This window comes from Sorangium aterium, from assembly GCF_028368935.1.
Lineage (GTDB): Bacteria > Myxococcota_A > Polyangia > Polyangiales > Polyangiaceae > Sorangium > Sorangium atrum.
The window spans coordinates 1,143,776-1,163,287 of sequence record NZ_JAQNDK010000002.1 but is presented as its reverse complement, the minus strand read 5'-3'; the positions used below and the strand labels follow the sequence as shown (position 1 = coordinate 1,163,287).

At 70.6% G+C, this 19,512-nt stretch carries 18 protein-coding genes and 1 pseudogene; 17 read left to right on the top strand and 2 right to left on the bottom strand.

What is annotated here, in order from left to right:
• The first annotated feature begins 9 nt into the window (after positions 1 to 9).
• From POL72_RS19390 to POL72_RS19320, 15 genes and pseudogenes are all read left to right on the top strand, one after another.
• Positions 10 to 321 carry a hypothetical protein gene (locus POL72_RS19390; RefSeq protein WP_272096926.1) on the top strand — a complete coding sequence of 104 codons (312 nt, stop codon included), beginning with the start codon at positions 10 to 12 and terminating at the stop codon, positions 319 to 321.
• 50 nt (positions 322 to 371) lie between these two features.
• A pseudogene (locus POL72_RS50975) lies at positions 372 to 1,706 on the top strand (secretin N-terminal domain-containing protein); the annotation flags it as partial.
• The gene (locus tag POL72_RS19380) at positions 1,640 to 2,980 is read left to right on the top strand and encodes a secretin GspD/PilQ domain-containing protein (protein ID WP_307730610.1); all 1,341 of its coding nucleotides are present in this window, start codon (positions 1,640 to 1,642) and stop codon (positions 2,978 to 2,980) included. The pseudogene POL72_RS50975 and the gene POL72_RS19380, both read left to right, overlap by 67 nt.
• Positions 2,977 to 4,755, top strand: coding sequence for a type II secretion system ATPase GspE (gene gspE / locus POL72_RS19375; protein WP_272096925.1), 1,779 nt, complete (start codon positions 2,977 to 2,979; stop codon positions 4,753 to 4,755). Before POL72_RS19380 ends, gspE begins: the two co-directional genes overlap by 4 nt.
• A gap of 8 nt (positions 4,756 to 4,763) precedes the next feature.
• Positions 4,764 to 5,990: a type II secretion system inner membrane protein GspF gene (gene gspF, locus POL72_RS19370; RefSeq protein WP_272096924.1), complete on the top strand. Its 1,227-nt coding sequence runs from the start codon at positions 4,764 to 4,766 to the stop codon at positions 5,988 to 5,990.
• Positions 5,991 to 5,996: 6 nt separating this feature from the next.
• Positions 5,997 to 6,410, top strand: a complete 414-nt coding sequence (locus tag POL72_RS19365) for a type II secretion system protein GspG (RefSeq protein WP_272096922.1) — start codon at positions 5,997 to 5,999, stop codon at positions 6,408 to 6,410.
• A 3-nt stretch (positions 6,411 to 6,413) separates the two neighbouring features.
• Complete coding sequence (locus POL72_RS19360; RefSeq protein WP_272096921.1) at positions 6,414 to 6,863, top strand: type II secretion system protein; 450 nt, start codon at positions 6,414 to 6,416, stop codon at positions 6,861 to 6,863.
• Between the two features lie 25 nt (positions 6,864 to 6,888).
• Positions 6,889 to 7,587, top strand: coding sequence for a pilus assembly FimT family protein (locus tag POL72_RS19355; protein ID WP_272096920.1), 699 nt, complete (start codon positions 6,889 to 6,891; stop codon positions 7,585 to 7,587).
• Positions 7,587 to 8,246, top strand: a complete 660-nt coding sequence (locus POL72_RS19350; protein WP_272096919.1) for a type IV pilus modification PilV family protein — start codon at positions 7,587 to 7,589, stop codon at positions 8,244 to 8,246. Before POL72_RS19355 ends, POL72_RS19350 begins: the two co-directional genes overlap by 1 nt.
• On the top strand, positions 8,243 to 8,953 hold the full coding sequence (locus POL72_RS19345) for a type II secretion system protein GspJ (RefSeq protein WP_272096918.1): 711 nt from the start codon (positions 8,243 to 8,245) through the stop codon (positions 8,951 to 8,953). Before POL72_RS19350 ends, POL72_RS19345 begins: the two co-directional genes overlap by 4 nt.
• 123 nt (positions 8,954 to 9,076) lie before the next feature.
• Positions 9,077 to 10,477, top strand: coding sequence for a type II secretion system minor pseudopilin (locus POL72_RS19340; RefSeq protein WP_272096917.1), 1,401 nt, complete (start codon positions 9,077 to 9,079; stop codon positions 10,475 to 10,477).
• Positions 10,478 to 10,504: 27 nt separating this feature from the next.
• Complete coding sequence (pilM, locus tag POL72_RS19335) at positions 10,505 to 12,034, top strand: type IV pilus biogenesis protein PilM (RefSeq protein WP_272096916.1); 1,530 nt, start codon at positions 10,505 to 10,507, stop codon at positions 12,032 to 12,034.
• Positions 12,031 to 12,630: a type II secretion system protein M gene (locus POL72_RS19330; RefSeq protein WP_272096915.1), complete on the top strand. Its 600-nt coding sequence runs from the start codon at positions 12,031 to 12,033 to the stop codon at positions 12,628 to 12,630. Before pilM ends, POL72_RS19330 begins: the two co-directional genes overlap by 4 nt.
• Positions 12,627 to 13,901, top strand: coding sequence for a type II secretion system protein GspN (gspN, locus tag POL72_RS19325; RefSeq protein ID WP_272096913.1), 1,275 nt, complete (start codon positions 12,627 to 12,629; stop codon positions 13,899 to 13,901). Before POL72_RS19330 ends, gspN begins: the two co-directional genes overlap by 4 nt.
• Before the next feature lie 158 nt (positions 13,902 to 14,059).
• Positions 14,060 to 15,895, top strand: a complete 1,836-nt coding sequence (locus tag POL72_RS19320) for an STAS domain-containing protein (protein ID WP_272096912.1) — start codon at positions 14,060 to 14,062, stop codon at positions 15,893 to 15,895.
• A 24-nt stretch (positions 15,896 to 15,919) separates the two neighbouring features.
• Here POL72_RS19320 and thrC read toward each other — a convergent pair whose 3' ends face one another.
• On the bottom strand, positions 15,920 to 17,260 hold the full coding sequence (gene thrC / locus POL72_RS19315) for a threonine synthase (RefSeq protein ID WP_272096911.1): 1,341 nt from the start codon (positions 17,258 to 17,260) through the stop codon (positions 15,920 to 15,922).
• Positions 17,261 to 17,313: 53 nt separating this feature from the next.
• Positions 17,314 to 18,399 (bottom strand): serine/threonine-protein kinase, encoded by a 1,086-nt coding sequence (locus tag POL72_RS19310; protein WP_272096910.1) that lies wholly within the window; start codon positions 18,397 to 18,399, stop codon positions 17,314 to 17,316.
• Positions 18,400 to 18,541: 142 nt separating this feature from the next.
• Between POL72_RS19310 and POL72_RS19305 the strand changes: the two genes are divergently transcribed.
• Together POL72_RS19305 and POL72_RS19300 are read left to right on the top strand one after the other, a co-directional pair.
• Entirely contained in the window at positions 18,542 to 18,850 is a 309-nt protein-coding gene (locus tag POL72_RS19305; protein WP_272096909.1) for a hypothetical protein, read from the top strand.
• Positions 18,851 to 18,863: 13 nt separating this feature from the next.
• Entirely contained in the window at positions 18,864 to 19,481 is a 618-nt protein-coding gene (locus POL72_RS19300; RefSeq protein ID WP_272096908.1) for a nucleotidyl transferase AbiEii/AbiGii toxin family protein, read from the top strand.
• Positions 19,482 to 19,512: the final 31 nt, after the last annotated feature.

Below are 19,512 nucleotides of genomic sequence, written 5' to 3'. Positions count from 1 at the left end.
GGTAGCGGCATGGCGCGATGGATAGGGACGCTGAACGAGGGGAGCCTGCTCCGGCGGACGCTGATGGTGATCGGCACGTTCGTCCTCGGCTCCCTCACGTTCGTCGGGGTCATGAGCCTCGTCCTCGTGTCGGTCGCCAGGGCCGTCCTGCCGCCCCACGAGACGTCCCACGACAAGGAGTCCGCGGCGGACACGACGGAGGAGGCCGACAGCGAGGCCGCCGCCGGCGCGACCAAGACCGCCCTGGGCAAGACCTCCCGCTCGAAGCGGCCGCGGCCCCCCTCGCCGGCCGCGCGCGAGAGCGCGCCGAACGCTGACTGAGCGGCGCCGCCTCCCCTTACCAACCAACGCAGAGAATATCGAGTCGACTGATGGTGATGACGACCCTCGAGCGATCCTGCTGCCTCCGGAGGAGGCTCCTCGCCGCGCCGGTGGCGGCGCTCGTGCTCGCCGCCGCGGCGCCGCCCGCCGCAGCGCAGCCCGCGAACCGCGGCGCCCCCGTGCTGCGGACCCCCGGCCAGGTCCCGCCGGCGCCCGCCCGCCCCGCGCCTGCGCCGGGCGCGCCGGCCGCGCCGGCCGGAGGCGCCCCACCCGCCGGCGCGCCGGGCGCAGCCGCGCCCGCGGCAGGCGCTCCGGGCGACGCCGGCGACGACCCGCTCGCCGCGGTCAAGCAAGGGGTCCAGGAGATCGAGTTCAAGCCGAAGCCCGGCGGCTACAAGGTCAGCTTCAACCTCGACGAGGCCGACCTCCCCGAGCTCGTGAAGGCCATCAGCAACATCACCGGGCGCCGCTTCATCTACGGCGGCAAGCTCCGGCAGATCAAGGCCACGGTGTACGCGCCGGAGAAGGTGACCGTCGCCGAGGCGTACAGCGCGTTCCTGTCGATCCTCGCCTCGAACGATCTCACCGTCATCCCCCACGGCCGCTTCCTCAAGATCGTGGAGACGCCAGGCGCGGTGTCCGAGACGACGCCCGTGTTCGGGGCCGCCACGCCCGTGCCCGCGGAGGACCGGTTCGTCACCCGCATGTACCGGCTGTCGCATATCGACGCCAACGAGGCGGGCGGCGTCCTGAGCAAGTTCAAATCGAAGGACGGCGACGTCACCGTCTACCCGCCCGGCAACCTGCTCATCATCACGGACACCGGGTCGAACATCCAGCGCATGCTCCGGATCGTCGAGGAGATCGACGTCGGCGGCGCCGGCGATCAGCTCTGGGTGCAGCCCGTTCATTACGGCTCCGCGGCGGAGGTCGCGACCAAGCTGAACGAGATCGTCGACCCGAGCAGGGCCGGGGCGGGCGGCGGCAGGCCCGGCAGGGGCGGCGCCGGCGGCACCGGCGCCCGCATCATCGCGGACGACAGGACCAACTCCCTCGTCATCACCGCGACCGAGCCGGACTACCTGCGCGTCCTCGGCATCCTGAAGCGCCTCGACGTGCCGCAGACGGGCGAGGGGCAGGTCCACGTGCTGTCGCTCCAGCACGCCGGCTGCAAGGAGCTGTCGGCGACGCTGAACCAGATCCTCGGCGGCGGAGCGGGCGGGGGCGGAGCGGCCGTCGGCGGCAGGCCGGGCGCGCGCGCCGCCCAGGCGGTGCCGGGCTCGACCGACGACATCTTCGAGGGGCAGGTCAAGGTCACCTGCGACGAGGCGAGCAACAAGCTCCTCATCACGTCGTCACCCCACGACTACGCCCAGCTGCGCACCGTGATCGACCAGCTCGACGAGCCCCGGCGGCAGGTGTTCATCGAGGCCGTGATCATGGACGTGAACGTCAGCCGCTCGCTCGATTTCGGCATCGGCTACCACGCCGGCGCGCCGTTCGACGGCCTCAACCCCGACGACAGCGTCGTCTACGGCGGCAACAACATCCGCCAGTCCGTCATCGGCCTGCCGGCGCAGCTCGGCGCGCTCGCGCTGGGCGTCAAGGGACCGCGATCACGGGCTCGAACAACATCCTCGGGACGGGCATCTCGATCCCCGCGTTCGGCGTCGTCCTCCACGCGCTGGCCCAGGACGGCGACTCCAACGTCCTCGCGACGCCGCACATCCTCGCGACCGACAACGTGGCGGCCGAGATCTCGATCGGCCAGAACATCCCGCTGCAGACCAACGTGGGCGGCGGCGGGCTCAACCAGCTCGCGAGCCTGGCGGGCGGCGCGGGCGCGGCGGGCGGGCTCGGCGCGCTCGGCGGCCTGCTCGGCGGCCTCGGCGGCCTCGGCGGCGGCGCCGCCGCGCGCCAGGACGTCGGCACGAAGATCAAGGTCGTCCCTCACGTCAACGACTCGGATCAGGTGCGGCTGGAGCTCTCCGAGGAGATCTCCGACGCGGGCGCCCCCCTCGAGGGCGCGCTCGGCGCGATCCCCATCAACAAGCGCACCGCGAGCACAACGCTCGTCGTCCGGGACCAGCAGACCGTCGTGATCGGCGGCCTCATGCGCGACGGCATGACCACCTCGGAGACGAAGATCCCCGTGCTGGGCGACATCCCGGTGCTCGGGTTCCTCTTCCGGCAGCGGGTCAAGACGAAGACGAAGACGAACCTCCTCCTCGTGCTGACGCCCTACGTGATCCGCGACCAGGACGACCTCCGGACCATCTTCGAGCGCAAGATGCAGGAGCGGCAGGAGTTCATCGACCGTTACTTCGTCTTCAGCGAGAGCGCCGCGTGGGAGCCGCCGCGCGACTTCGGCCGCGCGAACGGGCTCCTCGAGGACATCCGCCAGTCGATGCTGGCCGAGGAAGAGCGAGCGCGCCTCGAGGAGGAGGCGCGCCCGAAGGGGCCGCGCGAGCACGTGCCGGTGGACCCGGTCGGCCTGCCGACGTTCGGCGGCAAGGCCACCGGCGCGGTGAATATGCAGCCCGGCATGGTCGACATGGAGGGCGAGCCGGCCCAGCTGCCGCCGCCGCCGAACGGCGCCCCGCCGCCGCGGCCCACGCGGCGGCCGCCGGGCGGACGGCAGATGGAGCGCGTGGAATGAGCCTGCAGCAGCAGCAGTACCTCGGCGAGATCCTGATCCGGCGGGGCGTCGTCCCCGCGGAGCGGCTGGTGCCGCTCTACGACACCGTCCGCGAGCGCGGTCAGCCGCTCGCGGACCTCATCGTCTCGTCCAACATCGCCGACGAGGCGAGCATCGCCAAGGCGCTCGCGGAGGAGTGCGAGGTCGGCCTCCTCCCGCGCATCGACATCGACGCGGTGCCGCTCGATCTCGCGAGCCGGGTGCCGATCACGTACGCCAAGCAGCACAAGATCCTGCCGCTCGCCGAGCACGACGGGGTCGTCTACTGCGCCGTCGCCGACCCCCTCGACACGACGGCGATCGACGACGTGCGGGCGCTGTTCGGCAAGCCCGTCGAGATCGCGGTCGCCACGAGCGACGTCGTGCTGAACGCGATCAACCGCATCTGGGAGCGCAAGGAGGACGGCGGCGCGAAGCTCGAGGGCGACACGGCGCTCGAGGAGGACAACCTCGTCGACATCATCGACTCGGACGACGACGCCCCGATCATCGCCTGGGTCAACGGCCTGTTCGCGCAGGCGGTCCGCGAGCGGGCGAGCGACATCCACATCGAGCCCGAGGAGCGCGACGTCGTCGTCCGCTACCGGATCGACGGCGAGCTCTACGTCGCGAAGCGCGCCTCGAAGCAGTTCATGGCGCCGATCATCGCCCGCGTGAAGATCATGGCGGCGCTCAACATCGCCGAGAAGCGGCTCCCGCAGGACGGCCGCATCACGCTGAAGATCGCGGGCAAGAGCGTCGACATCCGCGTCTCGACCGTGCCGACGAGCCGCGGCTTCGAGCGGATCGTGATGCGCATCCTGCACAAGGCGTCGGTCCTGCTCGGGCTCGACGACCTCGGCTTCGCGCCGCGCGAGTTCGCCATCATGGACGCGCTCATCCAGCGGCCGGACGGCATCATCCTCGTCACCGGCCCGACCGGCAGCGGCAAGACGACCACGCTCTACGCCTGCCTCAACCGGATCAACGAGCCCAGCCGGAACATCCTCACGGCCGAGGACCCGGTCGAGTACGAGATCGGCGGCATCCACCAGATCCACGTCCACCCCGGGATCGGGCTCACCTTCGCCTCGGCGCTCCGCGCGTTCCTCCGCCAGGATCCGGACGTGATCATGGTCGGCGAGATCCGCGACAAGGAGACCGCAGAGATCGCCATCCACGCGTCGCTCACCGGCCACCTGGTGCTCTCGACCCTCCACACGAACGACGCGGCCAGCGCGGTGACCCGCCTCGTCGAGATGGAGATCGAGCCCTTCCTCGTGCGGAGCAGCGTGATCGGCATCCTCGCCCAGCGCCTCGTGCGCCTGCTCTGCCCGGCGTGCAAGGTCCCCTACCGGCCCTCCGACTACGAGCTGCAGCAGCTCGGCCTCGACGAGGACCGGCTCGCCTGGAAGGCGCGGCGGAAGGTCTCGGCCCGCTACAGCGTGCACGGACAGAAATACGACTACATCGGGCAGGACATCGATCGGGCCGTGTTCTACAAGCCCGGGGGCTGCGACGCCTGCAACCAGAAGGGCTTCATCGGCCGGCGGGGCATCTACGAGCAGATGGTCATCGACGACGCCGTGGGTCCGCACATCCTGAAGAGCGCGGACGCGCAGACCATCAAGCGGGTCGCCATCTCCCAGGGGATGGATACGCTCCGGGACGACGGGGCGCGCAAGGTGCTCAAGGGCATCACCACCGTCGAGGAGGTCCTCGCGGCGACGCAGGAAGACGTCATCGTCGACGAGTAGGGAAGGCCGTGGCGGTATTCGAATACAAAGGCATCCTCGTCGGCACCGGAAAGCCGGTCAAAGGGGTCCGCGACGCGGAGAACGCGAAGGCCCTCCGGGTCGCCCTGCGCAAGGACGGCATCATGCTCACCGGCGCGACCGAGGAGCAGGCCGCGAAGGCGAAGGCGAAGCGCGATATCAAGATCTTCGCCTTCGCGGGCCGCCCCTCGACGTCGGACATCGCCGTGATGACCCGCCAGCTCGCGACGCTCATCGGCGCCGGCATCCCGCTCTTCGAGTCGCTCAACGCGCTCATCGAGCAGGTCGAGAAGGAGTCGCTGAAGAAGGTGCTCACGCAGGTGCGCGAGCAGGTGCGCGAAGGCACGAGCTTCGCCAAGGCGCTCGAGGCGCACCCCTCGGTCTTCCCGCCGCTCTACGTGAGCATGGTGCGCGCCGGCGAGGCGTCCGGCACGCTCGAGGGCGTGCTGACCCGCCTGACCACCTTCATGGAGAACCAGGCGAAGCTCGTCGGCAAGGTGACCGCCGCCCTCGCCTACCCCGCGCTGATGGCGCTCATCGGCATCGGGCTCATCTCGGTCCTCATGGTCGCGGTCGTGCCGAACGTGACAGGCATCTTCGCCTCCATGGACCAGGCGCTGCCCTGGTACACGGCGGCGCTCATCGGCACGTCGGCGTTCGCCTCGAGCTACTGGTGGCTCGTCCTGCTCGCGATCGTGGGCGCGGTGTACGGGTTCCGCCGCTGGGTGCGGACGCCGAAGGGCCGCCTCTCTTGGGACACGTTCGTGCTGCGGGCGCCCATCTTCGGCAAGCTCATCCAGATGCTGTCCATCGCGCGCTTCGCGCGGACCCTCGCGACCCTGCTGTCGTCGGGCGTCGCGCTCCTCAGCGCGATGGACATCGTCCGGAGCGTGCTCGGCAACGCCGCCCTGGAGAAGGTCATCGTCGACGCAATCGCGTCGATCCGCGAGGGCCAGAGCATCGCCGAGCCGCTGAAGCGGAGCGGCCGGTTCCCGCCGATCGTCACCCACATGATCGCCATCGGCGAGAGGAGCGGGCAGCTGGAGGCGATGCTGGAGAACGTGGCCAACGCCTACGACTCCGCCGTGGAGACCCGCGTCCAGGTGCTCACGAGCCTGCTCGAGCCGCTCATGATCGTCATCATGGGCGGCGCGGTCGCGTTCATCGCGATATCCATCCTCATGCCGCTCATCCAGATGTCGAGCTTCGTCGGGTAGGTGGCTATGGGGCGGCGCAGGCAGCGAGAGAGCACGATCTTCTTCCCCTGGGAGCGCGGCGGCGGGCTCTTCCGGCGGACCGGCATGGCGCGGGCGAGGCCCTTCGCCGCCGGCCTCGCGATGGTGATCCTCCTGCTGCTCCTCGGCGCGCGCGAGCGGCGGCTCGTGGGAATTCGCTCGACCCGCGCGACGTTGTCCGTGGTCCACGGGGCGATCACCCTGTACCGCGCCGATCACGAGCGGCGGTGCCCGGGTTCCCTGGAAGAGCTGAAGCGCGAGGGATACCTCGCGATCGACCCGGTCGACGCGTGGGGCAGGCCGCTCCGGCTCACCTGCCCTGGAAGGAAGGATCCGGACGGATACGATCTCATGAGCGACGGGCCGGACGGCGAAATAGGCGGCCTTGACAGGGTGGAGTGAGAGATGGAGACGAACAGAGCAAGCAGCGCAAGAAGGATTCGACGGCTGAGCCGGAAGCTCTCGCGGGGCGTGACCCTGGTCGAGGTGCTCATCGTCGTGACGATCATGGCGATCATCGCCGGCGGCGCCACGCTCGTGGTGTGGCCGAAGCTCAAGCAGTCGCGCGTCAAGAGCGCCTATACCGGGGCGACGGTCATCAAGACCGCCGCCGAGCAGTACCAGCAGCTCGGGGCGGGCGGCGAAGGGTGCCCGACGATCCAGGCGCTGGTCAGCGCGAAGCAGATCGACGGCAACAAGATCGACGATCCCTGGGGCCAGCCGTACAAGATCAAGTGTGACGAGAACAACGATATCCATGTCGTCTCGTCCGGCGACGACAAGAAAGAGAACACCCCGGACGACATCCGGGATGACATGAAGCAATCGGATCTCAACAAGATCGCGGAGATGTAGCGCCGCGCCGGGAGCAGGAGCGCCCATGACACGCCGCCGGACGAGGGGACTCACGCTGGTCGAGGTGCTGATCACCGTCACGGTGATCGCGCTCATCAGCGGCTCGGTCATGCTCGGCATGGGCGCGGTCACGAGCGCGCGGCTGAAGCGCAGCGCGGCGCTGCTCGCGGGCGCCGTCCGGGTCGCGTACGCCCACGCGAACGCGAAGTCGAAGCCGGTGCGGCTGGTGTTCGATTTCGAGGAGCGGATGATCGTGCTCGAGGAGTCCACCGGCGAGCTCCTCGTCGAGCGGAACGACCGGGCCGGCGGCGCCGCCGCGGCGACGGAGGCCGAGAAGGCGGCCACGGCGGAGGCCGAGGCGATCCTGAAGGGGCCGCGCGCGCCGCGGCCGTCGTTCGAGCCGGCGAAGGCGTACGGCTTCAACCCCGAGAAGGACAGGCCCGGCAAGGAGCTGTCGAGCGGCGTGCGCTTCCTCCAGGTGGAGACCGGGCACCAGGACGAGCCCGTGACGGAGGGGCGGGCCTATCTCTACTTCTGGCCCGGAGGCCAGACCGAGCACGCCGCGATCCAGCTCAGCCTCGGCGGCGGGGAGACCGAGGACGCGGTGATGACGGTGCTCGTCTCGCCGCTGACCGGCAAGACGGAGCTCAGGAAGGGCAAGGCGAGCATGCCCAGGCCGCGCGACGACGCCGAGGCGTCCGAGCGCGAGGACACGGGGTTTTGATGCGCGCCCGCGGCTTCACCCTGCTGGAAGTGATGGTGGCGGTGGCCATCCTCGGCCTCGGGCTGACGGCGATCCTCTCCGCGCAGGCCGGCGCCTTCTCGGCCGCGGCGCACGCGAGGAACCTCAGCCTCGCGAACGGGCTCGCGCGCTGCAAGATGACCGAGCTCGAGGAGCGGCTCGCCAAGGACGGCCTGCCGGCGCTCGACGAGGCCGACAGCGGGCCGTGCTGCGAGGGCGACGAGTCGCCCAACATCAAGTGCAGCTGGCGCATCGAGAAGCCCGAGATGCCCGAGCCCAAGTACGGCGATCTGGACCTCGACACCAACCTCGAGGGGCTCGGGGCGCTCGGCAAGCCGGGCGAGTCGAGCGGCACCGCGGCCCCGAGCGGCAACCTCGACGATCTCGCGCAATCGCTTGTCGGCGGCGGCGCGGGGGGCGGCGAGTCGGCCGGCGGGATCTCGGGGCTCCTGCAGCCGTTCGTCGACATGCTCGCGCCGACGCTCCAGCCCATCTTCGAGGCGAGCGCGCGGCGGGTGACGGTCAAGCTGACCTGGCAGCAGGGGTCTCGGGAGCACTCGTTCGAGCTCGTGCAGTGGGTCACGATCCCCCAGATGGGCCAGCCCGACGCGGGCACGGGCGAGGGAGGAGGTGGACCGTGACGGCGCGAAGGACGAGCTCTCTCCGCGGGCGCCGCCGCTCGCGCGCGGTGACCCTCCTCGAGGTCCTCGTCTCGGTCGGCATCCTGGCGCTGATCGGGACGCTCATCTACGGCGCGTTCGACGGCATGAGCCGCGCGCGCTCGGGCATCTCGCGGATGGGCGATCGCTACCACCAGGGCCGCGCGGCGATCGCGCGCATCTCGCGCGAGCTCCAGACGGCGTTCCTGTCCAGGCACCAGCCGGCCGACAAGAACATCGTCGCGCGGCTCACCGCGTTCGCCGGCGAGGACTCGTCGCCCGCCGACCGCGTCGATTTCACCGCGTTCGCGCACCGGAGGCTCCTCCGGAACGCGCACGAGTCCGATCAGTGCGAGATCGGCTATTTCGGCGCGCGCGACCCGGAGCACGACAGGCTCGATCTCGTGCGGCGAGAGGCGAGGACCATCGACACCGAGCCGACGAGGGGCGGAGTCGTCAACGTGCTCGCCGAGGACATCGAGAGCTTCAACCTCCAGTACCTCGACCCGATCACCGGGGAGTGGGTCGACTCGTGGGACTCGACGCAGCCGGCGGCGCAGCTCGACCGGCTCCCCTCGCAGGTGTGGGTGACGCTGGTCCTGAACGGCGGGCCTGGCGGGCAGCCGATCAAGTTCGAGTCGAAGGTGCCACTCCCGATGCAGGTCCCCATCGCCTTCGGGGCCAACTGAGCCATGAGCCGCCCGAGGAGCCCCCACGCCGAGGACCGCGCCGCAGACAGGCCGCGCTCCAGGCGCGCACGCGCGCGCCGCCGCCTCCGGAGGCGGCGCGACCGGCGCGGCGTGGCGCTGGTCATGGTGCTCGGCGCGATCACGGTGCTCACCGTGTTCCTGACCGAGCTCCAGGAGGAGACCTCGACCGAGCTCTCCGCGGCGCTCGCCGATCGCGACGCGCTGCGGGCCGAGTACTACGCGAAGAGCGCCGTGAACCTGTCGCGGATGCTCATCGCCTCCGAGCCGAGCGTCAGCACGGCGATCGGACCGATGCTCGCGATCGTCGGGATCAAGGGGAAGTTCCAGGTGCCGGTCTGGAAGTTCACCGACATGTTCCTCGGCCCCTTCAACGCGCAGCTCGCCGCGGGCGAGGGCAGCGCGGCGCCGCCCCCCGAGGCCGCGGGCGAGGGCAGCGCGGCGGGCAAGAACCTGGGGCTCACCGGCGGCGGCCGCTTCGAGCTCAAGATCGTCGACGAGGACTCGAAGATCAACGTCAACCGCGCAGCCGACGACGTGGGCGGCATCTCCGATCAGATCGCCGTGGGGAACCAGCTGCTCAGCCTGATGAGCGACGCGCAGTACAACGCGCTCTTCGAGGAGCGCGACGGAGACGGCCAGTTCTCGGACCGCGCGACCATCTGCAGCGCGCTCATCGACTGGGCCGACCCCGGCGACCAGACGTTCGCCTGCGACGCGACGTCGAACGCCCCGAGCTCCACCGGCGCAGAGGACAGCTTCTACCAGACGGTCGGCCTCGCCTATCAGCGCAAGAACGCCCCGTTCGACTCGATCGACGAGCTGCGGCTGGTCCGGGGCATGAACGACGACTTCTGGGCGACGTTCGTCGACCCGGATCCGAGCAACCCGGACAAGAGGGTCCTGACCGTCTGGGGCAGCCGGAAGCAGAAGGTGAACGTCTCGTCTGCGAACGCGCTGACGCTGCTCAGGCTCACGTGCACCGCCGATTTCGTGGATATCGCGACGACGACGCTCTGCACCGACGTGAACCAGCAGACGGCGTTCCTCACCGTGGCGTCGCTCGTGCAGAGCATGACCGGGGGGCTGCTCTTCCCCACACCGAAAGATTATGTCGATGCGATGACCCAGAAGGCGGGCAGCTCGCTCGGGGGGATGCTCGGGCAGCAGTTCAAGGCGATGGGCGTGGAAGCGGTGAAGTTCAAGCCGAACGTCACGAAGTCGCTCGGCAACAGGACCAACTTCCTGAGCATCTACGCCGATGGCATCGTCCCTGGAAACAAGCGTGAGACGCGCGTGCGCGTCCATGCGGTGGTCGACCTCACGGGGGCGACGCCGCTCAGCCAGAGCGGCAATGGCGGCAACGGTGGCAATGGCGGCAGCGGTGGCAGCGGTGGCAGCGGTGGCAGCGGTGGCAGCGGTGGCGCCGCTCCAACGCCGGAAACGTACGAGCAACAGGTACGATCGAACCCTGCCGGGACGATCATCTACTATCGCATCGAATAGGACACCCCTCCGGGAAGAAGCGCGCAAATGCACAGGCTGCTCGGGATAGATGCTGGGAAATCCGTGGTGCGGGCGGCGCTCATCCGCACCACGTACAGGAGGGTCTTCGTCGAGGCCCTCGGCGAGGCGGCCGTCACGGACGCCGTCTCCGAGGCCGAGGCCATCCGCGCCGCCGTGGGGCTCCATCGCCCCGACGCCGCGGCGATCGCGCTCTCCGGAGAGAAATCGTTCTACCGCCGCCTCGACCTGCCCGCGGCCGCGCAGAAGGAGGTCGAGAACGTCCTCGGCTTCGAGCTCGAGGCCACGGTGCCGTTCGAGATGGAAGACGCCGTCTTCGACCACCGCCTGCTGAAGCGATCGCCCGGCGTGGAGACGCTGCCGGTCTTCGCCGCCGTCGCGCGCACGGACGACGTGCGCGAGCGCATCGCCGTCGTGAAGGAGGCGCTCGGCTTCGAGCCGGAGCGGGTCGCGCTGGGCGCGGTGTCGCTCGCCAACCTCGAGGCGGTGATGCCGGAGCTCGCCGCGCCGTCACGCGAGGCGATGACCGGCGCGAGCGCGCCGATCGCCCTGCTCGACCTCGACTACCTCACGTCCGAGATCGTGATCGTCTCCGGCGGCGAGCCGGTCTTCGCCAGGACGCTGTCGCGCGGGACGGCCGGCCTCCCCGGCACCGCGCCGGCGCTCGCGCGCGAGCTGCGCCAGACGCTCGCGGCGTGGCGCAACCTCGGCGGCGAGCCGCTCGCGGGGATGTACCTCGTCGGCGGCGGCGCCACAGCGCAGGGCGCGGAGATGTTCCTGTCGACGCAGCTCGGCCTCACGATCCTGCCGCTCCCGACCCCTCGCATCGAGGGGCTCACGCCCGAGCAGGCCGCGGCGCTGCCCCGCTTCGCCAAGGCGCTCGGGCTCGCGCTCGGGCTGACGCCGAAGACCAAGGGGTTCAACCTCCGGAAGGGCGCGCTCGAGGCCGAGCGCAGCTACCCGTTCCTGCGCGAGAAGATCCCGATCCTCGCCGGCCTCGGCACCGTCATCGCGCTGAGCTTCGGCTTCTCCATCGTCGCGGAGCTGCGCACCCTCGACGCGGAGCGGGAGCTGCTCGCCGCCTCGCTCGCGACCGCCTCCCACGACGTGCTCGGCGAGGAGACGAGCGACCCGCAGAAGGCCCGCGAGCTGCTCGAGCAGGGCCCCGGCGCGGCCGACGAGGACCCGATGCCCCGCGTCGACGCCTTCGACGTCATGGTGCAGCTCTCGAAGGCCGTGCCGAAGGAGATCACGCACGACGTGCTCGAGCTCGACGTGAACCGCGGCCACGTGACCCTCCAGGGCGTCGTCCCGTCGGTGTCGGACGCGCAGATCATCGCGGATCACATGAAGGAGCACCGCTGCTTCCGCGACGTGAAGATCGGCCGCACGAGCCAGTTCACGGAGGGCAAGCACAAGTACGTCCTCGAGCTGGATCTCAAGTGCGAGGACAAGGCGAAGAAGAAGAAGACCGGCGCCGCTGACGCGGCGGAGAGCGCCTCGGCCGGCGCGCCGGAGAAGCCGGAGGGATCGCGATGACGCTCCGCGAGCGACTCGACAAGCTGGAGCCGCGCGAGCGCCGGCTCCTCACCATCCTCCTCGGATTCCTGGCGGTGATCGTCCTCTTGCTCGTGCCGATCGGGCTCGCGAGCGTCGCGTCCAGCAAGCGCGCCGAGAACCAGGAGATCCGCGATCTGCTCCAGTCGATCTACGAGGCCTCGGGGAAGGTCAGCGAGCGCAAGGCGCTGAAGGACGCGCTGCTCGCGCGCTATTCGCGGCCGGCGCCCGCGCTCGCCGGCTTCATCGAGGACGCGGCGAAGCAGCAGCAGCTCACCGCCGCCGAGTCGCAGGATCGCCCCGACGTCCCGCACGGCAAGAAGTACACAGAGCGGATCACGGTGGTGAAGATGCACAGGATCGGGATGCTCGGGCTCGCGAAGATGCTCGAGCACATCGAGGGCTCGGGCCACCCGGTCGCGGTGACGAAGCTGAACCTCAAGCCGCGCGCCGGCGAGCCGGACTCCTACGAGGTCGAGCTCGGCATCTCCGCGTTCGACCGGAAGGGCGAGCCCCCGCCGGCGACCCCCCCCGCGCCGTCGGCGCCCCCCGCCGCCGAAGAGGAGCAGGAGCCATGAAGGCGCGGCTCATCAAGATCGCGAGGTGGGCGGCTTATCCGCTCTTTTACCTCTTCTGTCTGGGCCTCTTCGGCTACCTCACGTTCCCCTACGACCGGCTCAAGGACCGGCTGATCGCCGAGTTCGACCGCACGCAGCAGAAGCGGGGCCCGAGCCAGGCGCAGCGCCTCGAGATCGACGAGCTCGACTCGTACTGGTTCACGGGGGTCGAGATGAAGGGCGTGCGGCTCATCCTGCCGCCGGGCGAGCTCGGCTCGGGCAGCAGGCCGAGCGGCGCCGCGGCCTTCGCCTCGGGCGACGCCGCCAAGGACAGCGCGCCGAAGCCGAGCGTCATCGAGATCGACGAGGCGCACGCGCGGCTGAAGATCCTGCCCCTCCTGATCGGGCGGATGCGGGTCTCGTTCTGGGCCAGCGTGTTCGGCGGCGAGATCGAGGGCGTGGTCCCGATGGGCCGATCGGGCGGCGACGTCCACGTCGAGGTCGCGAACGTGGAGCTCGCCAAGGTGGGTCCGCTCGGCGAGATCCTTGGCCTGCCGATCGCCGGCACGCTGAGCGCGAACCTCGATCTCAGCGCCCCCGAGGGCAAATTCAACAAGGCGAACGGCGCGCTCGAGGTCTCCGCCAAGGAGGTCTCGGTCGGCGACGGCAAGACGAAGATCCAGGGGCTCATCGCGCTCCCGGAGGCCAAGCTGGGGGAGCTGCTCCTGTCGGCGGAGGCGAAGGACGGCGTCCTCAAGGTCACGAAGATGTCCGCGAACGGCCAGGACCTCGAGCTCGACGGCGACGGCAAGGTCAACATGCGTGAGCCGTGGAACAACTCCACGGCGGATCTCTACGTGCGCTTCAAGTTCACCGATGCCTACCGATCGAAGAGCGATCTCACGAAATCGCTGCTCGGTGCGCCGGGGTCGAGCGTGCCCGGGCTGATCGAGATGCAGCAGCCCAAGATGAAGCGGTCCAAGCGAGCCGACGGCTTCTACGGCTGGCACGTCCACGGCCCGCTGAAGAAGCCCCGGTTCGACCCGCACGCGGCCGAGTCGCCCGCCGCTCGGGGCCGCACGCCTGGCGCCAGCCCGGCCACGACCACGAGGAAGCCCGGCGGCATCAACATGCCCCTCGGCGCCTCCGAGGCCGCCCCGAGGGACGGCGAGGAGCACGAGCCCCCCATGATGCCCCCGCCACCGCCCCCTCCCTCCACCGAGGACGAGTCGCCTACACGGCCGCCGTCTCCTCCGCCTGTAGACGGCGAGGGCACGCCTCCCGTTGAATAGAGCGAGGTGCAAAATTCGTGGGACACGGGCTCGGCCGCTGGGCCGGCGAGTGAGGCGTACGAAGCACGCCGCAGCGAGCCGAACGACGCGGACGAGCCCGTAGCGCACGAAGGCGCGCCCCGCTCCAGGACCCGGACTCACGCTCCAAGGACTCGGTGATGGGGGATCCCAGCTGGCAGCAGAACCGGCGCGTTTTGCTGATCGACGACGACGAGGCCATCCACGAGGATTTCCGCAGGATCCTCCGATCCGACGCGGAGGGCTCGACCCTCGCGAGCCCCCAGCCGGCGCTGCTCCGCGAGCCGCCCGCCCGGCGGCCGGTGAGGTTCGAGCTCACGTCCACGACCCGCGGGGAGGAGGGGCTGGCGAAGGTCCGCGAGGCGCAGCAGAGCGGCGCGCCGTACGCGCTCGTTTTCGTGGACGCGCGCATGCCGGGGTGGGACGGCGTCGAGACGCTCTCGCGCATCTGGAAGGAAGACGGCGCCATCCAGGCCGTCCTCTGCGCGGCGGACTCGGATGACTCGTGGGAGGAGATCGCCGCCCGGTTCGGGCAGACCGACAACCTCCTCATCCTCGCCAAGCCGTTCGGCCCGAGCGAGGTCCGCCAGATGGCCTTCGCGCTGACCGAGAAGTGGAACCAGCGCCGCGCCCTCGCCGAGGCCAACTACAAGGTGTCGACGCAGTACACCGTGACCAGGATCCTCGTCGAGTCGACGACGCTCGCGGAGGGCGTCCCGGCGCTCCTCGGCGCGCTCGGGGAGACGCTCGGCTTCCGGTTCGCCGCCCTGTGGCTCGGCGACGACGAGAGCAAAGGGCTGCGCTGCGAGCACACCTGGAGCGCCGCGCCCGACGACGCGATCGCGCTCGAGGCGGCGACCCGGGGCGCGCGCTTCGCCCGCGACGCCGGGCTGCCCGGCCGCGCGCTCGCCCAGGGGGAGCCGACCTGGTTCAGCGACCTCGACGCCGAGGCGGACGACCCGCGCGCGCGGGCGGCGCGGCACGCCGGCCTCCGCTTCGCGGTCGAGCTCCCCATCGCGGTCCGCGCCGACGCACAGGTCGCGGCCGTGCTGGAGCTCATGGACGCCGAGCCGCGCGCGCCCGATCCGGGGCTGCTCGACGTCCTGCTCGCGATCGCCGCCAAGGCCGGCCACTTCATCGGCAGCAAGCGCGTCGAGGCGGCCCTGCGCCGGAGCGAGGCGAACAACCGCGCGCTCCTCTACGCCATCCCCGACACGATCCTCCGGATCGACAGCAACGGCATCTGCCTGGACTTCAAGGCCTCCCGGGACCCGAGGCCGTCGCTCCGCGCGGGGGATCTCCTGCACAGGCACGTCGGCAACGTGTTCCCCGCCCACGTCGCCGAGCAGATCACCGGCCTCGTGGCGCGAGCGCTCGCGGACGAGGCGACGCACGTCTTCGAGTACCAGGAGCAGCTGGCGGGCAGCGCGCGCGACTACGAGGTCCGGATCGCCGGCAGCGATCGGGCGGAGGCGGTCGTCATCGTCCGGGACATCACGGAGCGAAAGCGCGCCGAGGCGGAGACCGAGGCGCGGCGCGCCCGGGAGGAGGCCCTCCGGGCGCAGAACGAGATCCTCGCGGCGCTGTCGACCCCGCTCATCCCGATCAGCGACGACATCGTCGTGATGCCGCTCGTCGGCGCCCTCGACCCGCAGCGGACGCGCCGCGTGCAGGAGACGCTGGTCCGCGGCGTCGCCGCCCGCCGCGCGCACGTCGCGATCCTCGACATCACCGGGGTGCCGCGGATCGACGGCCCGTGCGCCGACGCGCTCCTTGGCGCCGCGACGGCGGTGCGCCTGCTCGGCTCGGAGGTGATCATCACGGGCCTGAGCCCCGACGTGGCCAGGACGCTCGTCGAGATCGGCGTCGACATGAGCGGCATCGTCACGCACAACACCCTGCAGAACGGCATCGCCTCCGCGATGACCTCCGCGCGCGGACGTCGCCGGCGGCGCCGGGCGAGGGCGCGCCGGTAGCGGCGGCGTCGCGCGGCGTCCGGCTCAGCGCTTGCCGCTCTGCGCGGCGTGCCTGTCGAGGGCGGCGAGGACGCGGTCGTAGTCGGGCGGCAGCTCGACCGGCGGGTTGGCGAGCCGGCTCGTCACGTCCGCGAGCGCGCGCTCGTGGTATTTCACCTTGAACTCCGTGAACTTGAGGCCGTTCGCTGTCGAGACCACGACGACCCGCTGGCGCTTCTCCACGAGGCCCTTCTTCACGAGCTTCTCCAGCGCCGCGAGGGCGACCGCCGTGTGCGGGCAGGTGTACATCCCGGTGCGATCGGCGCGGGCCGCCGCGTCGCAGAGCTCGTCCTCGGTCACCTCTTCGGCGACGCCGTCCATCGCCTTGAGGGCCAGCATCGCCCTCGGCGCGCTCACCGGGTTGCCGATCTGGATCGCGCTCGCCAGCGTCTCCCCGGCCTTCATCGGCACGACCTCGCTCCGCCCCTCGGACCACGCCTTGAAGAGCGGGTTGGCCCGCGCCGCCTGCGCCACGCAGAGGCGCGGGAACCGCGTCGTCAGGCCGAGGTCCTTCAGCATCTTGAAGCCCGCGTAAAGCGCGTAGGCGTTGCCGAGGTTGCCGCTCGGGAGGATGACCCAGTCGGGCAGCGTCCAGTCGAACTGCTGCACGATCTCGATGGCCACGGTCTTCTGGCCCTCGAGCCGCAGGGCGTTCATCGAGTTCGCCAGGTAGACGACGCCGTCGGCCGAGAGGCGCTGCACGATGGCCATGCAGCCGTCGAAGTCGGTGTCCAGCGAGAGGACGAGCGCCCCCGACGCGATCGGCTGGACGAGCTGCGCCGTCGACACCTTGCCCCGCGGCAGCAGCACGACGACGGGCAGACCGGCCGCCGCGCCGTACGCCGCGAGCGACGCCGAGGTGTCCCCGGTCGACGCGCACGCGATCGCGCGCACCTCGAGGCCCTCGCGGATCGCCTTGTTCACCACCGAGACGAGCACCGTCATGCCGAGGTCCTTGAACGACCCCGTGTGGCTGTTGCCGCAGAGCTTCACCCAGACGTCATCGAGCCCGAGCGTGCGGCCGTAGCGGTCGGCCCAGAACAGGTTCGAGCCCCCCTCGTCCATCGACACGATGGCCTCGTCCGGTACCTGCGGAGCGACCCACTCCCGCTTGCCCCAGACCCCGGAGCCGTAGGGCCACACCGTGCGCTTGTAGCGCTCGTCGAAGAGCTTCATCCACGTCGCGGGGCTCCGGTCGCGGAGCGCGTCGATGTCGTGGGCTACGTCGAGCAGGCCGCCGCAGGTGGGGCAACGGTAGAGGGGCTGCGTCAGCGGGTAGCTCCCGGCGCAACCGGTCAGGCATCGGAATGCAGCAGAGTAGGCCATGGCAATACGGATCTCCTGGGTGGCGGGAAGCGCCCGCGGAAGGTGGTGTCGGTTCAGTCGAAGCGTGGGGCTTCCATGCCGAGCCGCCTATAGAAGTAGATCGCCGCGTTCCTGGCAAACGATCCCTGCGGGACATAGACGTCGCTGGGCTCCCGTAGCGGCTCGTCGGCCGAGAGCGGCCCGTCGCGATCGCCGGCCAGGCGCTCGAGATCCTCGAGGAACGCTTCCATCGAGGGATAGCGGTTGTCCGGGCGCTTCCGGATCGCCTTCAGGATCACGGACTCGAGCAGCGGGTCGAGGCTCCGGCGCTTCTCCGAGGGGCGGGGCGGCGGGGTCACGAGCTGCCGGGCGAGGAGCTCGGACTGCTCCGAGCGCGGGAACGGGAGCTCGCCGGTGAAGGCCCGGAACATGACGACGCCGAGCCCGTAGACGTCGGTGCGGGCGTCGGGCAGGTCGCTCACGACCTGCTCTGGCGCCATGTACTCGAGGGTGCCCACCGCGGTGCCTGTCGCCGTGATGAGATCGGCGGCCTGGATCTTCGCGAGGCCGAAATCGAGCACCTTGACCGCGTACGGGTCGCCCTGCGGGCCCACGAGGTAGATGTTGTCCGGCTTCACGTCGCGGTGGATGATCCCGGCGCGGTGCGCGGCGGCGAGCCCGGACGCGGCCTGGGAGAGCACCGGGATGGCGAGGTCCGCGTCCATGCGGCGCTCGCGCCGGAGCCAGTCGCCGAGCGACTCGCCGAAGAGGTACTCCATCACGAGGTAGGGGGCGCCGTCTTCCGAGCGCGCGCCGGCGTCGAGCACCCGGACGATGTTCGGGTGCCCGATCATCGCGGCGCTCTGCGCCTCGCGCACGAACCGCTCGCGCGTCCGCTCCGCCCGGGCGGCGAACTCCTCGAGGACCTTGATCGCGACCGGCTGGCCCGTCTCGATCTCGACCGCGAGGTAGACGCGCGCCATCGCCCCTTTGCCGAGGTAGCCGCGCACCTCGTAGCGCTCCCCGAGGCGGGTCCCGCGCAGCCGGGTCGGCTTGTACCGGAACAGGTCGACGCGCCGGCCCTCGGTGAGCTCCGCGCCGTCGTAGGGGCAGAACCGATGGCCCGCGTCGTACTCCCGGTGGCAGCGCGCGCAGAACATGGCCTCGCTTCGAATAGCGCTCCGCGCTCCGGCCACGCAAGCCCGCTCGGGAGAGGCCGCCCGGCCGAGGGGATTCTCCTTGCGAGCCGGTGTTGCCTCCGGCAATTTGCGAGGGTGGCGCCATCGTGTGCCGGGGGACGACATGCCGCTGCCGCCGACCTCACAACGCCTGCTCGATCCCGACGCCGTGCCGTATTTCCTGTGGGATCTGGGCATCACCGTCGCGGAGGCGCGTCGCATCCTCGCGCGCGAGGCTTCCCCGACCCGGGATGAGCTGATCGCCCGCATCCTCCGCGAGGCCAACAGCCGCGACGTATGGACGCTGCTCGATTGGCCTGCCATCGAGGAGGCGTGGCCTCGGATCGTGCACCGCCTGGGGCGCGCCCGTGGCGTCTGGACGATGATGCTCGAGCGTCGCCGGGAGCATGTCCGGACTACCGCGGCTGCCTGAGCTGGCCGAAAGCTTGGTCCTCGCGGCCCAGGACGCATCGCCCACGGTGCGGCTGGTCGGAGGCACAGGGCTCGCGTTGCTGCTCGATCACCGACGCTCCGACGATCTTGACCTCTTCTGCGGGTTGCGCGAGGACGTCGAGCCGATTGTCCGCGCGCTGGAGGCTGCGGCGGCCGCCTCGAGCGTCGGCGTCATGCGCGTGAGGTCTGCACCTGGCTTCGTGCGGCTCGAGGCTGTCTCTGGACCGGAGGTCCTCCGCGTCGATGTCGCGTCGGATGCGTCGCCGAGGCTGGTCGAGGCGGACACCTACGTCGGTCCTATCCGGGTCGAGGCGCTCCGGGATCAGCGCGCGAACAAGATCGTGGCGCTCCTGGGGCGGTCGGAGCTGCGCGATCTCATCGACCTGTTCTTCATCGACCGCGCCGGCTTCCCGATCCTCCAGGGCTTCGAGGATGCCCTGAAGAAAGATAGCGGAATGGATCCAGCGTGGTTCGCCTGGGCGGTGTCCCAGATTGAGCTGAAGCCGCTGCGCGGCATGGTCGTGCCGCTCCCAGAGCAGGAGTTGGAGGCGTTCAAGGAGTCGCTGCGCCGAGGAGCTCTGGACCGCGCCGGCGCTGGCGAGAGCGTCTGACGAAGCAAGATCCGAGGTGGCGGCGATGCGT

Excerpts from the sequence above, each read along its gene's own strand:
- POL72_RS19390 (WP_272096926.1), top strand. The coding sequence starts at position 10 with ATGGCGCGATGGATAGGGACGCTGAACGAGGGGAGCCTGCTCCGGCGG.
- gspE (WP_272096925.1), top strand. The coding sequence starts at position 2,977 with ATGAGCCTGCAGCAGCAGCAGTACCTCGGCGAGATCCTGATCCGGCGG.
- POL72_RS19365 (WP_272096922.1), top strand. The coding sequence starts at position 5,997 with ATGGGGCGGCGCAGGCAGCGAGAGAGCACGATCTTCTTCCCCTGGGAG.
- POL72_RS19360 (WP_272096921.1), top strand. The coding sequence starts at position 6,414 with ATGGAGACGAACAGAGCAAGCAGCGCAAGAAGGATTCGACGGCTGAGC.
- POL72_RS19355 (WP_272096920.1), top strand. The coding sequence starts at position 6,889 with ATGACACGCCGCCGGACGAGGGGACTCACGCTGGTCGAGGTGCTGATC.
- POL72_RS19350 (WP_272096919.1), top strand. The coding sequence starts at position 7,587 with ATGCGCGCCCGCGGCTTCACCCTGCTGGAAGTGATGGTGGCGGTGGCC.
- POL72_RS19340 (WP_272096917.1), top strand. The coding sequence starts at position 9,077 with ATGGTGCTCGGCGCGATCACGGTGCTCACCGTGTTCCTGACCGAGCTC.
- pilM (WP_272096916.1), top strand. The coding sequence starts at position 10,505 with ATGCACAGGCTGCTCGGGATAGATGCTGGGAAATCCGTGGTGCGGGCG.
- POL72_RS19330 (WP_272096915.1), top strand. The coding sequence starts at position 12,031 with ATGACGCTCCGCGAGCGACTCGACAAGCTGGAGCCGCGCGAGCGCCGG.
- gspN (WP_272096913.1), top strand. The coding sequence starts at position 12,627 with ATGAAGGCGCGGCTCATCAAGATCGCGAGGTGGGCGGCTTATCCGCTC.
- POL72_RS19320 (WP_272096912.1), top strand. The coding sequence starts at position 14,060 with ATGGGGGATCCCAGCTGGCAGCAGAACCGGCGCGTTTTGCTGATCGAC.
- thrC (WP_272096911.1), bottom strand. The coding sequence starts at position 17,260 with ATGGCCTACTCTGCTGCATTCCGATGCCTGACCGGTTGCGCCGGGAGC.
- POL72_RS19310 (WP_272096910.1), bottom strand. The coding sequence starts at position 18,399 with ATGTTCTGCGCGCGCTGCCACCGGGAGTACGACGCGGGCCATCGGTTC.
- POL72_RS19305 (WP_272096909.1), top strand. The coding sequence starts at position 18,542 with ATGCCGCTGCCGCCGACCTCACAACGCCTGCTCGATCCCGACGCCGTG.